Source organism: Streptomyces sp. NPDC008079 (assembly GCF_042957385.1).
Taxonomy (GTDB): domain Bacteria; phylum Actinomycetota; class Actinomycetes; order Streptomycetales; family Streptomycetaceae; genus Actinacidiphila.
In genome coordinates this window covers 24566-37073 of record NZ_JBIBIC010000021.1, presented here as the reverse complement: position 1 = coordinate 37073, position 12508 = coordinate 24566, and the positions used below count along the sequence as shown (strand labels likewise).

The window sequence follows — 12508 nt, the reverse complement described above, 5'->3', positions numbered from 1 at the left end:
ACTCCATTAGTCTGTGGTGGGGACGGTACGGCGGTCGCCCGAGTACGGGTGGGCGGTCAGGATGCCCTCGGATCCCGCTCGTGCCGCGAGTGCCATCAGCGGGTCCAGGGCGCCCTGGGAAGCGACGTAGGTCGTCGAGGTGCCGTCACGCCAGACGATCGTTTGGTCGGCGGTCGCCACGACGGTGTCGGGAACAGTCCCCGGCTGGCTGAAGTCGGTTACATCGACCGGGTTTACCGCGTATGACCTGCACGACGGCACTTCAGTGCCATACGACCAGGCATCGCCGAGCCGGGTTGTCATCGGCGGCTGCGGAAGCACGCGCCGGGCCGTCGCCGAGATCCCTGCCTGCTGCTGTCCGTACGAGACCGGATACGGCGCCGCGCCCGCCGTTCTGCGAGGCGTCACCTGAGTGGCGATTTCCCAGTGCTCAGAGTCGGCGACCATGGCGGAGATCTGCCTCTGCAGCAGCGTGGAGGCACCCTGCGTGTCGATCGTGACCAGCAGTCCGGCAGGGCGCAGGCGCTCCAGGACCCGGACGAGAGCGGCTTCGTCGGAGGTGCGTGCCGCGCGGCCGGACGGAGAACTCTCGTAGTCCTTGTTGACCCTCACCAAGACTTCGCTCCTAGTGAGGGTTCCCGAACGGCCGTAGAAGGGAAGCCCTTCCAGAACGCCCCAGGTCTGCCCTTCGTAGGCGCCCCACGTCGTGCCCTCCATGGACGACCACGTGTGCCCGGACGCCAGCGGGTCCTTGGCCGCCTCGATCATGGCCCAGGACTCGTAGACATCGCACTCGACGCCGGTGACGGCCTCGGCGGCGGCCTGCAGACCCGGTACGGTCCCGCCCAGCGCTATGGCTCGTGCGAGCGCCGTCATACGGTCACGGAAGCTTGCGTCGGCCGCCTCGATGGCGTCCCATTCTGCCGGTGTCGCGGTCGCAGACTCCATGGGATTGATCGGCAGTTCCTCGGCGGCCGTACGGGAGATGTTGAACAAGGGGCCATAGAACCTGTCGAGGTCGAAAAACCGGGCCCCTGCCGTGCTCAGGGCCTGGATCTGTGCCTGGAGTAGGCGCTTGCGGAGTTGGCCCACGCCGGAGTCGCCGAGAAGGGCCTGCATGAGGCGCATCAGATGTGACGTCGGCCGGAGATCATAAATTTCTTCGGGGAAGTGCCGCATCTGCTCGGCGATGGTCGTGTCGGTCACGAGCATGCCGGTACTGCTGGCCAGCGCGGTCGTCTGCGGTACGGACACATCGGCCTGAAGGGGCATCAGTCCGTCAGGAAGCACAGGAGCGGCGTAGATGCTCGTTGACTGGTGGAGGTCGTCGGTCATCAGAGCACCCCGAAGGAATTGCGTGCGAGGGTCTTGAAAACCACGGCCCCCAAGACGGGCAGTTCGTTGTCACGGAAGTACACGTCGGTTGCACGGCCGGTGGGCGCATCGACGTACGACGCGATGGCCGCGCTGGCAGGTGCAGAGCCGGGGACGATCTGCTGAATGCCCACCACTGAAGCGTTGGGGTTGAGCGGGTTGTAGCCGGTTACGTCTCCGCCGTTGAGTACACGGACGTTGTCTACGCCGGGGACTTGATGAATGACCTCCAGTACATCGCTGACCTGAACCGCCGCACTGAAGCCGAGACGGGCGAGGAAGTCACTCAACGCAGCCCGGATCGCATCCTGTACCGCACTGGCGGAACCCGTGGACGTCTGGGTGTACATCAGCCCCAGAGTGAACCGGAGCCAGCGTGTCTGCGCCTGGTGCACCTTGGCGTCGACACCGGCCAGGCGCCAGCGGTTGACCGTGTCCTGTACTGAAGCGGGGATCTCGTTGTAGGTGTAGTCGCCCGATTCCCCCACGTTGAAGGCGGCACCGTCAGGGGGAAGGTAGCTGTGGTGCCACTCCAGGCCGAACTTGGAGGTAGCGGTCCAGCCGTCGACGGTGTTCTGATGCACGATTCGGTAGGCATAGGTGACGCTGCCGGACACGGTGCCGAAGGGGTGGTCATTGGTCGCCAGTCCGTAGGTCGTTCCGCTGATTGTCAGCGTCGCGGGCACGGTCAGGATCGGGCCGTACGGAAGCTGCACGAACACGTTGGTTGGGTCAGGCGGTGTCTGGTCAGCCCGGATCCAGTTGCCGATGGTGAGGTCCGTGCCGAGGCTGGCCGTGAAGACGTTGGACCGGCGGAAGATACTGCCCGCCTGTGCGGACTGCGCCCTCGTACCGCCGACGAAGAGGTCCACTCGGTTGGTGATGACCGACGCCGGATCGTTTCGGGACACCACAGGCAGGTACTGGTAGGCCACGGTCAGCAGTTCACCGGCAGCCGGGAACGCTCCGGACAGCGCGTGGATGGCGGGCGGGTTGCTCGGGATCCACTGGTAGTCGTATCCGGCCGAGAGCTGTGTCCCGTCCGCCTTCGTCACCTGCACCGGAGCGGCGAAGACGTATTTGGCGTCCGTGATCTGAGCGAGAGTGTTTCCTGATACTGGGACTTGCAGAATCTCGGTGCGCGTGGAGGATGCGCCGACGACGGAGGCGGCGTAGCAGTCCGGGTCATCGAGCGCCACGCCGAGGTACATCTGCTCGGTTCCGGCCAGGGACCGGAAGACGGTTGCTTTCCAGCGCGCCCGCAGTTCAGAGTCCGTCTCCCTCGACATGCCGCCGGTCAACGCTGCCGTGTTCACTACACTCCCGACACCCTGTACCGGTGAAGTGACCAGGTTGGCCATCCCGGCGCCGACGTTCCCTTCAGGGCCAGCCGTCACGGACTGAACAGCGACAGTGACGGAGGTAGCACCCGGCATGAGCGTGCCGCCCGTTACCGTCTGCACTACAACGGAGGCATCCGTGGTGGATACTTCGGTGCCCACCGGAATGAAGATCGTGGTGGTGGTGTCCCCCGTCCTGCTGAACGTCACGGTGCCGACAGCACGGCGCGCCGCCATCCGTGCGATGCCGAAGAGTTGAGTAAATGCGTCCAGGTCAGCGTCGATCTTGGAGTCGATGTCGTAGGCGTAGCTGAGCAGATGCTGCTGGATGTACGCGTCCGCCAATGAACCGGCGAAGGCGTCCATGATCTTGCGAAGCGGAGTACCGACAGAGGTGTCCAGCTCCGGGTCGGACACCCTCAGGGCATCACGGATCTGCGTGACGATGTCATCTGGGGAAACACCCACTTCAGCACCCCTCCTTTAGTCGACCGGCTTCACAGAGCCACAGTTCGTACGACGTTGACCGCCGCGCCCGCCCGCGTGCGTAGGCCGACCAGGACCTTCACCGTGCTGAAGGAGACCTCGGCAGCCACTGAAGTGACCGCGTCCACTACATCGGCGTAGCTGTACCGGGATCGAGCAGTTGCCAGAGCGTCCGTTGCGATGTCAGCCTGCTGTGCGGCGACATACTGCTGCAGTACCCGCACCACCTCGGAGCGGACGAGGAGTTCCAGCTCAGCGGTGAGCGGTTCACCGATGTACGACGCGAGCACCGAGCCGTACTCGGGGTGGTAGGTGTCGTGGCCGTACGGCTCCGCCATCGCCAGGGCGAGGTCTTGCCGGATACGGGGGCCGCCGGTCAGCATCTGGTAGCCGCCGTCACCGATCGCGAGATCTCCACTCACGAGCGCCAGGGTCTTCATCGCCACCTCCTCGCCCCTTGAGCATCACCAGGGGCTGCTTCACAGGAGATGAGGGTGATGTCGGGCCCGATTTGGGCGCGCTGTCCACGACGGCGCGTTGCATGCGGCAGGATGTTGGCAAACCCCGCCCGCCAAGGAGGAAAAGTGAGCGCACGGACGCTTCCTCGTCAAGCGCACAAGAGCTTGATCAAGCTGATGATGTCTTTTGAGGCCCTCAGGGCATGGATCGTCAGCAACGGCTGCCTGGTGATCGGCGTCGGAATACTGAAGGGGGGCACCGGCAAGACCACGTCAGCGCTCTACATGGCCCTGTACCTTGCGCGTGTCATGGGCCTGAAGGTCGTTTTCGTGGACACTGACGACAACAGCCAGAGCGCTGAGAACTGGGTCTCCATCAGGGAACGTCGCCACCCCAGGGAGAACGTGCCCTTCGATCTGCACCTCTTCAAGAACCGCAAGGAGACGGACCCCGACCTTGCGGAGGTGATCGAGGAGCTGAAGCAGCACTATCAGGTCGTCATCGTCGATATCGGCGGAGGCGACAAGGAGGCGTACAGCGACCTCTGCATGACGGCGAACGTGCTGGTCATGCCTACGGCGCCGTCCGGCTACGAGACAACTCGCGTGGCGCCGTCGATGAAGCTGGCAATGAAGGCCGCGAAGTTCAACACCTCCGTGACAGGTCTCCACGCCTACGTGCTGATGGTGAAGACGTCCAAGTCGAACCGGCTTGCTGACGAACAGCGGGACTCCCTAGAAGTCGCCCTCCAGTCGATGGATCAGGTCGACGCGATCGTGCCGGAGGCGTTCCAGATCTCCAACGCTGTTCATTACCCACGGTCCTGGGAGCAGACCCCAAGCAGGGAAGACCTGAAGGAGTTCGGGTTTCTCCTCCGTTTCATGATGAAAGGAGTCGCGGCCTGATGGCCAGTCTGGGCAGAGCGACGGCGGCAAAGATGACCCCGGCAGAGAAGCGGAAGATGCTTGCGCGTGAAGCCGCAGCAGCCACCGCTGACGCACCTGCGCGCCGGGGGGAAGATGACGCGATTCCGACCGGGGTGCAACCCAAGGAAGCGCTCCCGCGTCAGGCTTCAGCATCGCCGGGCCCGATCGAACCGCAGCTTGATGACGTCACCCTCGGACGTGAGTCCCATGCGTTCACCTACATCGCACCTCCGTCGGACGCCGACATCCGTGATCAGATCGCTCATCACCGGCGCCGCATCGTTGTCGGCAACACCGCCCTCAGTGATGCAGTAGGCCGACTGGAGCGGGACTACATCCTCTCGGTCGGTCGGCATGTATGGGAGGCGACCTCCGACAACAAGGCCCTCAAAGCAGCCGGATACAAGTCGGTCGAGGCGTTCGGCGAGACCATCGGGTTGAGCAAGCAGGACGTCTACCGAATCCGACGCGCGCTTCCTGTCTACGAGGTGATCGCCGACATGGTGGAAGCGCCGCTCAACGAGAGGACCGTCAGAGTTCTCTACGGGACGCTGACCGACGAGAACAACGACTTCGACCCGACGCCGGAGCGTCAGGAGCGCCTGCGGACTCAGTTTGCTCAGATGAAGCTCGCAGGAAAGGTCAACTCTTCCGGAGCGGTCTGGGCACGAAAACTCCTGGTTCTGGGTCCGCTTGCGGACCTCATGGAGCCAGAACCCGAGGTGGAACAGCCGGACGTGGTTCTCAAGTTGAAACAGGCCGTGAAGAGCCGTCGACTGGTCGAACTTGACCTACTTCAGCAGGTCAAAGAGCAGAACCCCGAGGCGGCCCGGACGTACGTAGACCAGCTTCGCGAGCGCTACGAGGCGGCTGCCGCTCTCGTGCAGGGGTAAACCGTGACCCATGGGTCACGGTTTTGAGCGCCAGAAAAAGTGTGACCCATGGGTCACACTTTTTCTGGCTACAGGGGCTCGTGGATTCTCCACGCTACCGTCGACAGGTCAGTGGTCGAGCTGGACCGGACCGTGAACGACGCTCCTGGGACTCGGGCGGAGATCCGCAGCCACCCCGGCGTACCGCCGTCGGCCTGACTCATCACGTAGATGTTGCTGGCAGCCGTCACCGCCGTGGTCGCGACAACGGCAACACCAGCCGTGAGGACGACACGACCGTGTAGGGGGTCCGGCCCTGCGGGGGTGGCCACGAGCGCCGTGAACGTCCATGCGCCGAGGTCCCTGTCCACGAGCCAGGTCTGCCCGACCCGAGGCGTGATGCCAGTCCGCTGCAGCCCTGTACGCACTTCAACGACCGTACCCTCCGTGTCGACGGCGCGGGCGATGCCGCTCAGGGCACTGATTTCGCGGATCAGGACCTGCTTGATGCTCCAGCCGATACCGTACGTCGCCGCGCTGCCCATTACTTACCTGCCACGGGGAGCCCGAGAAGCTTGTTTCCCTTGCCGTTGATCCGAGCGGGGGCCGCGATACTTGCCGACGTCGAGAAACCACCGCCCTCACCGAATTGGAACTGATGGGTGACCGTGGTGACGTACCCCTGGAAGTTCGCGAACGGCAACTGCATGACCATGCCTGGAAACAGCTCAGGCATGAAGGTCAGCGGCACGCTGGCGGAGTACTGGTACGCGAACTGGCGCATGAACAGAAATATCGCAGCGAACATCTGGGCCTTCGGGCCGACAAGTCCAGGGAGCTGCTGATAGTCCGGCCGTGCCCCGAACCGCGTCTTGATCCAGGTGGCGAACGTCTTCGCCTCGGCTTCGGTCATGTCCATCCCGAACAGGGCCTTCCATACTCCGGGGAAGTCGATCGTCACGACACCGGTCGTGAAGACGGCGAGCTGGTCGAGGTACGACTGAGCGACGGAAGAGACGGTGCCAGTCGACGGGTCGAAGAGGTTGCCGGAAACCGGGGAGGTGACCACGAACTGGTGCGTGACCATGTAGTCGTCGCTCCAGGTGACGGTGAAGTCCTGGACCTCGATGGGCTCGACGACCATTTTGGCCGCTGTTCCCCACATGCCGTAGTAGTCCGGGTACCAGGCGATCAGGTCGCCGTTCGGGGCGCTGCTGAAGCTCCTCATCGTGGAATTGAAGATGTTCTTGAGGTACGGCAGCAGAGGCTGGTCGTTGAGGAGCGCACGTGGACCGTTGAGGGCCTGCGCGAGGAGGTAGTTCGGGTCGTTCTCCGCCGTGGAGATCGGCAGCCACGCATTGTCGCCGAAGAGCTTGTCGAAGGGGTCGTTCGGGTTGTAGCCGGGCACCTCAGCGCCAGTGCCGAGTTGCACACCGTCCGGGCCTGTACCCACGGTGCCGTCGTCGGTTCCTCCCGTGTCGATGCCGCTCGCTCCGGTGGTGTAGCTGATGCGGGGAAGGAAGCCGCCGTAGTCCCAGTAGCTGGGATCCGAGGGGGGGTTGACTCCGACATCGTGGGGCTTCGCACCAACGCGGTGGGCGCCGATCGTGGATTTGCCGTCGCCGAGGCACATCTCGACGTGGAAGATCGTGCTGAGGCTGCTGCCCTTGAAAACGAGTGCGCCGGGTGTGTGGAGTGCGGTCTGCACAGAGACGAGTTTTCCGTCGGACTGGCAGAATTTCGCTTGATCTGAAGCGACGCGCGGCAGCCCGTACAGGGCACCGAGACCGCGCAGAACCATGGACTGGACGAAGCTGGAGCAGTCCAGCGCCGGAGGGGGTTCCGCCTTGAGGATGGCGAGCTGGGTGCCCCCGTACTCCTGGCTGTAGGGGATGTTCGGGTACTTCTTGCAGAAGTTCACGGCGAGCTGGGCGAGGGCCGCCCCGGAGAGTGTGCCCATCGGTTTGCTATTGAGGGGGTTGCTCGTGGCGCCCTTGTCGAGGTCCCGGACCATCGCCGTGGCGGCGGGCTCGTGCTGAGCGTAGAGGCCAGGAAAGGCGCTTCGCTCAACCTGCTGTGCCGCGCCGCCGACGCTGAGGACGGCGCGGCCGGGGATGGCGAAGAGGACCTTGAAGAATTTCCGGGTGGCGTAGTCGGGGTTGGTGACTTGCTCGTACGTTCCCCAGGACTGCGAGGGGCGCATTTGGAAGAGCCCGGCCGAGTCCTTGTCTCCGCCCTTGAGGTTGCGGAGGCCGGACTCCTGCATAGCAGCGACGAGCGCGATGATGATGTCCCGATTTCCCGCGCCGACGCTCTTCCCGACAGTGTAGATCAGTGCCGCGTTCGACTTCTGCTCCGCGCTGTTGAAGCCGCCATACGTGCCGGTGAGCGCGCTTGACGTAGCCCCGCTGACGCCGCCGATGGATGACGTCCCCAAGGACTGCATAAGAGTCCTTGCCAACTCGTCGGCGCCGGTGAGCTGTGCGTCGATCTGCTTCGCGAGGTCCTCGATGACCTTGTACCAGGTGCCAGGGATGGCGGCGATGTGCGCCTTGGATTCCGGCCAACCAACGACCTTGCGGAGGATCGTGAGGACGACGTTGGTCATGCCGCCGTCGGAGACCCCGTTGTCCTTGCCTGCGTCGGTGAGGGCCTGGCGAACCATGGCCTGTGACGCTTCGGCGTGTGCGTCCCAGAACCAGTACTGCAATCGCTTCAGGCTGCACGACGAGGTCAGATTCACCACGCGTGGCCATGCGGTGACCAGTGGCACCTGGTTGAGATAGCCGGTGTAGACCAGCAACCACTTCAGGCGCTTCATCTCCACGCTGATGCGGTCGTTGGGACTGAAAACTCCGTCGTACTTCCGCCGGGCGTTCTGGAGCCGGAACTCGAAGGTCGACACTCCGTCTGAGCGGCGTATGAGGGTGCCGTCGACGAGGTCGCCAGAGACGTCCACGATTCCGTGCTTCTCCGTGGAGACGTACACCTTGACGTTCGGGGCGTAGACGAATTGCGGCACCAGACCACCTCCATCCCTTGGGTCGCGGAAGCGGCAGGATCACATCAGTCGCCGTAGTCGGCCGGTGCGAATCCGGGGTCGGCGCCGGAGGTGTGCGGGAGTGGTATGGGGTTCTGCCCCGCGTCACTGCCTCCGTCCGTGCCGTCGATGACGGTGGTGTAGGAGCCGCTGGGGACGGCATTGCCGCCGAGCTGTGTTCCGGACGGCCAGAAGTACTTCAGGGAGGGGTCTGAAGCCGCTACGAAGTGGCTGGTGGCCCAGCTCTCGGTGTCCTGTGGTTCGCGGGTCGTTTCGAAGGTGACGGTCGGCGTCCACAGCATCGCTCCGACGGTGTCCCCCCAGTCGAATCCGGTGAGAGGAACGCCCTCCCGGTCGAATTTCCTTGCCGGGACCAGCACCCGCATGTCGGGAAACTTCTGGCCGCCGGGCAGGCCGGGGTCCATGACGTAGTCGGCGTACGCCTGCATCCAGTCGCTGAATGCCTTCCGCTCCGCGAAGCCGTTGAGGAGCATCCTCAGGTAGAACTGGGCGGGCGCGACACGGTGCGGGTAGTAGGCGCGGCGGTTACGGCCGGTGGATTCGGCGGCGACCATCACCAGGCCGTGGCCGACGGTGTCCACGCGTGCCCGGAAGGTCTGTGTGACGCCGCGACGGGGGTAGGTCAGGGTGCAGTTCAGGCCCTGCCGGGTGTCAGCCATGTTCCACCTCGTCGGCCGGGTCCGGGGTTGTCTCGTTGACGTGCTGCTGAGGGTTGTACGGCGCGAACTGCGGACGGGACATCCGGTCGTGGTCGGCGGACGACAGGTCGTGGAAGAGGCCGCGTTCGGTCATGACGAAGCCACCCATGGCGACAGTGTGGCCGGTGAGGTCGGAGGGCAGCGGCTGGGGCATCGAGACGGGAACGTCGCTTCCCCACTGGTTCACGGTCATGGTGTCTGTCCCTTGTCCGAGGGGCCGCTGTCGGCGAGACCGCCGTTGTACTCGCTCTGCCGCCAGCCGATCCCTTCCGATATACGCGCGATATACGAGGCGATGGCTTTCTCCTGCGCCGCGTTTATCACGTTGTCACTGCTTCCGGCCCTGACCAGGCTGTCAGAACCGCCCTGGACGACGAACAGGGCCAGCTTGTAGCCATGGCTGTATTTTCCGGTCCGGTGCTCGACAGAGCCGTTTCCGTCGAGGTCGGCGACGGATTTCAGATAGACCTTCCAGCGCCAGTTCCTGGACGGGTAGTTGAAGACGGCGGGCGGATGCATGGTTCCGGGGGTCGTGGCGTCGCGGGACTGGTACTCCATGACGGCCCTGCAACGGGTGATGAACGCTTCATGAAGGCGCCAGGAGGCGCCCGCATGGTCAGAGAGACCGTCCTTGGACCGGCCCGCACCGTGGTCCTCTCCGAGGTAGCCGGTGACCGTCAAGTCTCGGAGAGTCGCGCCGGTGATCTCCACGACCCGTCCGCCGATGGTGTCGATGGCGTTGGTGTGGATGTCGAAGCCCCAGTCGATGGAGCTTGGATTGAGGCGGAAAGTGATGCTGGGACCGCCGCCGGAGAATCCGAGTGAGGCCAGGGACATCTCAGCCTCCGTTGTAGGACGGGTTCGACGCGTACGGGCTCTGTGGCGGCGTCGCGGTGGCGGCCGATCCGGCCACGCCGGTGTTGTCCAGCACGGTCAGCAAACGGCGTGCGTCCGGGGTGAGGCCGATCTGAAGCTTGCCCGCGCTCGTGCTGTTCTTCTTCGTCCAGGTGTCGTACGCCATACCGGAGTTGTCGGTGGCGGCTGCTTCCTTCGAGTAGTCCCGCAGGGGGTCCACGTTGTCGGCGCCGACGACATCCTTGACGCTCTTCCCGGCCTGGTCGCCGGAGACGATGACGGCCTTGCCGGTGGCCAGTTCATTGCGGTGGTTTTTGATGGCGTCGGCCAGCGAAACGACGCGCTTGCCGGACTTAGTGGTCACCGCGACCTGCGTCTTGTCGTCGTCGACGTCCTTGAGGAGGTTGCGGATGACGAGGTCCTGGTTGTCCGTTCCCGCGCTCTGGCTCCAGTCCTGGTAGGCGCGCGTGGCCGCTGTGGACTTGGTCCCGAGGGTGCTGGTGAGCATGCGTCCGCGATCGTGCTGCATCAGGTACGTGCCCGACTGCGGCCGGTTCCTGTCGTGGAGCTGCTGGTTGGTCTTGTTGGTTCCGGCGGCGATGGTCTTCGCGGTCTCGGCGGCGCCCTTGCCGTTGTACTGCTGGACGATCCACATCGCAGCCTTGACGGGATCGTTGGTGAGGCCGGAGTTGCCGGAGATCGATGCGACGACAGGACCGAGGGCCTGGAGATCATTCGGGTAGAACTGGCGGAGCATCTCCTCAGCGATCTGCTGGACGATGTCCTGCCCGACGTTGCCGCCCGCATCGTTGATCTGCTCCTTGACCCAGTCCGCGACTCCTGGCTTGAGAATCGCGTCGACCGTGGCCGCATCGAGCTTGGCGTCAGCAGCACCCTTAACCCCTGCGCCGCCGGTCATGTACTGCGCTACGGAGATCCCGGAAAGCGAGGAAGCCATCACCGCGTGGGACTGGGAGAGGCGCCCGGAGACATCGACGCCCTGGAACGACCTGCCGTAGGAGTTCTTCGTCTGCTGTTCGAGTTGGGCGACGTCCGCAGACGACGAGCCGTACCCCGTCTTGATCGCGGTGTCCATGAGCTGGGTGAACTCGCCTCTGGCCATCTGGGCGTTGACCCCGGCTTTTCCGGCGGAATCGGAGACGTCCTTGAGCGCCTTGGAGAGATCCTTGAAGTTGGTCAGGGCACTTTGGGTGGCGACCTGGATCTCCTGAAGGCTCTCATCGACGGTCGCGCCGTAGGACGTCTTGCCGTGATAGACGAAGTCGAGGGCATCCTGACGGCCGGGGCCGCCCTCGACCTTGGAGTTGAAGCCCAGTTTGGTGACGCCCTTGAACGCCTGGCGCGCCTCCTGGCTGGACAGGACGCCGAAGGTCGACCAGCGGTATCCCTCTTCGGACAGCCGCTCGCCGAAGCCGCTCGCGTTCGATCCTCCCTCGATCGACTGGTAGAAGGCGTTCTTGTCCCGCTGGGAACGGACCTCAGCCGGAACCTGGGTGCTCGCTGCAATAGCCGCGCCCGCCACGGCGCCCCAGGGGCCTCCCACAGCGGCGCCGATACGGGGCAGTGAGGAGCGCGCCCAGCGACCAACTCCGGTGCTGGTGTTCCAGCTTCCTGCGCCGCCGTGGGAGGAGCTTACGGGCGGCGCGGACGAGGCGCCGGGATAAAACATGGTGGATGGCACCATTGCGGGCATGCCGCCCCACGGATTGGGGACGCCACCGCTGGTGGGCATCATCATGGCCGGATAGGCGCTGCTGGTACCGGTGACTCCGCCCTGTGGCGTGCTGGGGGGTGTGACGGTCGTTGCCGTGCCGCCGCTCCGGCGAGGCTGGTTGAGGACTACCTGGCTGATCAGCGACTGGGCAGCCTGCTGAAGCCAGCCGACCGTCGGCGCGGCCGGTGGAGGGGTGGCACCGCCGGTCAGCCCCTGCACCCACGACGGAGGCGCGCTGCTGCCCGGCGGTTGCGGAGTAACAGCCTGACGTGCCGCCATGGCCTGTGCGGAGGAAGAGGGCAGGTTGTTGTAGACCTGCTGCTGGTGCAGCAGTGCCGCGAGCTGCATGGCGATCGCGTTGAGCGCTGCGGAGGCTCCCGGTCCCGGCGGCGGTGTCGTCATGTCCACTCTCGATCGAAGTCGACGTCAGCCATCGGAACGCTCCTAATCACCGGCGGACTGTCAGGCTCCGGGTCGCTCACCGTGACCCGGTTCGCCGCCAACTGCTGCTGCATGAGCTGCCACTCGTCGGCGGAGGCGTCGGTTGCCCACTCCACCTCCGAGTAGTCCCAGTCATCCGCCGGATCCAGATCCGGCACTTCCTCGGGCGGATCCTCCGCGCCGGACCGCACGGGCACCACCTGCTGCTGCGCCCAGCCGTCAGCGAGGATCAGCAGCTCCAGGCCGAAGCTCTGCACCACG

At 64.7% G+C, this 12508-nt stretch carries 12 protein-coding genes; 2 read left to right on the top strand and 10 right to left on the bottom strand.

What is annotated here, in order from left to right:
* Positions 1-6: 6 nt before the first annotated feature.
* Genes ACFZAM_RS31360 through ACFZAM_RS31350 form a run of 3 tightly spaced genes read right to left on the bottom strand, consistent with a single transcriptional unit; the run spans position 7 to position 3640 of the window.
* Positions 7-1335 (bottom strand): hypothetical protein, encoded by a 1329-nt coding sequence (locus ACFZAM_RS31360; protein ID WP_391050830.1) that lies wholly within the window; start codon positions 1333-1335, stop codon positions 7-9.
* A complete protein-coding gene (locus ACFZAM_RS31355) occupies positions 1335-3182 on the bottom strand; it encodes a baseplate J/gp47 family protein (protein ID WP_391050828.1) in 1848 nt (615 codons plus the stop codon). Before ACFZAM_RS31355 ends, ACFZAM_RS31360 begins: the two co-directional genes overlap by 1 nt.
* A 29-nt stretch (positions 3183-3211) precedes the next feature.
* Positions 3212-3640, bottom strand: coding sequence for a hypothetical protein (locus ACFZAM_RS31350; RefSeq protein ID WP_391050826.1), 429 nt, complete (start codon positions 3638-3640; stop codon positions 3212-3214).
* A gap of 144 nt (positions 3641-3784) precedes the next feature.
* Here ACFZAM_RS31350 and ACFZAM_RS31345 point away from each other — a divergent pair, with 144 nt between their 5' ends.
* Positions 3785-4564 carry a division plane positioning ATPase MipZ gene (locus ACFZAM_RS31345; RefSeq protein WP_391050824.1) on the top strand — a complete coding sequence of 260 codons (780 nt, stop codon included), beginning with the start codon at positions 3785-3787 and terminating at the stop codon, positions 4562-4564.
* A complete protein-coding gene (locus tag ACFZAM_RS31340; protein ID WP_391050822.1) occupies positions 4564-5478 on the top strand; it encodes a hypothetical protein in 915 nt (304 codons plus the stop codon). Before ACFZAM_RS31345 ends, ACFZAM_RS31340 begins: the two co-directional genes overlap by 1 nt.
* Before the next feature lie 68 nt (positions 5479-5546).
* On the opposite strand, the gene ACFZAM_RS31335 is transcribed toward ACFZAM_RS31340, so the two are convergent.
* Genes ACFZAM_RS31335 through ACFZAM_RS31305 form a run of 7 tightly spaced genes read right to left on the bottom strand, consistent with a single transcriptional unit; the run spans position 5547 to position 12507 of the window.
* Positions 5547-6002, bottom strand: coding sequence for a hypothetical protein (locus tag ACFZAM_RS31335; protein WP_391050820.1), 456 nt, complete (start codon positions 6000-6002; stop codon positions 5547-5549).
* Positions 6002-8479, bottom strand: a complete 2478-nt coding sequence (locus ACFZAM_RS31330; RefSeq protein WP_391050818.1) for a hypothetical protein — start codon at positions 8477-8479, stop codon at positions 6002-6004. The genes ACFZAM_RS31335 and ACFZAM_RS31330 overlap by 1 nt, the downstream gene beginning before the upstream one ends.
* A gap of 44 nt (positions 8480-8523) precedes the next feature.
* Positions 8524-9177 carry a hypothetical protein gene (locus tag ACFZAM_RS31325; RefSeq protein WP_391050816.1) on the bottom strand — a complete coding sequence of 218 codons (654 nt, stop codon included), beginning with the start codon at positions 9175-9177 and terminating at the stop codon, positions 8524-8526.
* Complete coding sequence (locus ACFZAM_RS31320) at positions 9170-9409, bottom strand: hypothetical protein (protein WP_391050815.1); 240 nt, start codon at positions 9407-9409, stop codon at positions 9170-9172. Before ACFZAM_RS31320 ends, ACFZAM_RS31325 begins: the two co-directional genes overlap by 8 nt.
* Positions 9406-10053, bottom strand: a complete 648-nt coding sequence (locus tag ACFZAM_RS31315) for a hypothetical protein (protein WP_391050813.1) — start codon at positions 10051-10053, stop codon at positions 9406-9408. The genes ACFZAM_RS31320 and ACFZAM_RS31315 overlap by 4 nt, the downstream gene beginning before the upstream one ends.
* Before the next feature lies 1 nt (position 10054).
* A complete protein-coding gene (locus ACFZAM_RS31310) occupies positions 10055-12208 on the bottom strand; it encodes a hypothetical protein (RefSeq protein ID WP_391050811.1) in 2154 nt (717 codons plus the stop codon).
* The gene (locus ACFZAM_RS31305) at positions 12205-12507 is read right to left on the bottom strand and encodes a hypothetical protein (protein ID WP_391050809.1); all 303 of its coding nucleotides are present in this window, start codon (positions 12505-12507) and stop codon (positions 12205-12207) included. Before ACFZAM_RS31305 ends, ACFZAM_RS31310 begins: the two co-directional genes overlap by 4 nt.
* Position 12508 lies beyond the last annotated feature (1 nt).

Bases quoted from the DNA above. Each gene is read 5' to 3' on its own strand.
- ACFZAM_RS31360 (WP_391050830.1), bottom strand. From the start codon at position 1,335: ATGACCGACGACCTCCACCAGTCAACGAGCATCTACGCCGCTCCTGTG.
- ACFZAM_RS31350 (WP_391050826.1), bottom strand. From the start codon at position 3,640: ATGAAGACCCTGGCGCTCGTGAGTGGAGATCTCGCGATCGGTGACGGC.
- ACFZAM_RS31340 (WP_391050822.1), top strand. From the start codon at position 4,564: ATGGCCAGTCTGGGCAGAGCGACGGCGGCAAAGATGACCCCGGCAGAG.
- ACFZAM_RS31335 (WP_391050820.1), bottom strand. From the start codon at position 6,002: ATGGGCAGCGCGGCGACGTACGGTATCGGCTGGAGCATCAAGCAGGTC.
- ACFZAM_RS31325 (WP_391050816.1), bottom strand. From the start codon at position 9,177: ATGGCTGACACCCGGCAGGGCCTGAACTGCACCCTGACCTACCCCCGT.
- ACFZAM_RS31320 (WP_391050815.1), bottom strand. From the start codon at position 9,409: ATGACCGTGAACCAGTGGGGAAGCGACGTTCCCGTCTCGATGCCCCAG.
- ACFZAM_RS31315 (WP_391050813.1), bottom strand. From the start codon at position 10,053: ATGTCCCTGGCCTCACTCGGATTCTCCGGCGGCGGTCCCAGCATCACT.
- ACFZAM_RS31310 (WP_391050811.1), bottom strand. From the start codon at position 12,208: ATGACGACACCGCCGCCGGGACCGGGAGCCTCCGCAGCGCTCAACGCG.